Annotated in this window: 1 pseudogene; it reads right to left on the reverse strand. The window is 36.7% G+C overall.

Annotation, left to right across the window (positions count from 1 at the left end):
- Positions 1-625: 625 nt before the first annotated feature.
- Positions 626-940: pseudogene (locus H5202_RS23430) on the reverse strand (hypothetical protein); the annotation flags it as partial.

Below are 940 nucleotides of genomic sequence, written 5' to 3' on the forward strand. Positions count from 1 at the left end.
TCATTGTTTAGTATGATAAGTTAAGAATGATAGCGTAATGATGAGGACAATGTTTCGCCATTAAGCTGTAATTGCTTCAATATAATGGTAGTAACATAATTATTTACGGATCAAAGATGAGTCGTATTGATGTATAGGTAGGGATTACGTTAACTGAGTTATTTGGAGTCAAGAGTAATGCAGTTCAGTTGGTTATTCATGCTTGTTTTAGTGAGTATTAGTAGTGGTATTTTATTTGGTTTTGCAGCTTATAAGCACGGATTAGCTGTAAAGCGATGGGGGTGTGTTGGTTGCATATTAGGACCGTTAACTTACCCATTGTTTAGCACACACAAGCGTTTGGCAGATATTAAGGTATGGCAACATGGCTGTTATAAAATAGAAGGCTAAATTTATTTCAGTTGCTATATCAAAATTCAAATTCAAATTTCAAGCAGCAAAAAAGGAGCTTATGCTCCTTTTTCTATGGTTGATGACTAACCATCAATATTTTAGGATTTACTTCCACCAAGCTCTTGCTTGGATGACTTCAAGGTGGTTTAACCCTTCAGGTAATTTTACTTTTTTACGAGCAGGTTTTGCTAAACCAAGTGCTATTTTTAGAGAAGTAAACATAGGGTTCTCCTTAAACTGTTTGGGTGTCTAAAACTTTGATTGCTGGAATGCCGGCGATTTGAGTGTTTAGAACTTTGATTGCAGGAATACCAGCAGTTTGAGTGTCTAGAACTTTGATTGCTGGAATGCCGGCGATTTGAGTGTCTAGAACTTTGATTGCTGGAATGCCGGCGATATGAGTGTCCAGTACTTTGATTGCTGGAATGACGGCTATCTGACTGTCCAGCACTTTTATTGTTGGAATGCCAGCGTTTGGAGTGTCTAGAACTTTTATTGTTGTAATGCTAACCTTTTGTTTCTCTATTACTTTTATTCCTGTAATTAT

It is taken from the genome of Shewanella sp. SG41-4 (assembly GCF_014164505.1).
Classification (GTDB): Bacteria; Pseudomonadota; Gammaproteobacteria; order Enterobacterales; family Shewanellaceae; genus Shewanella.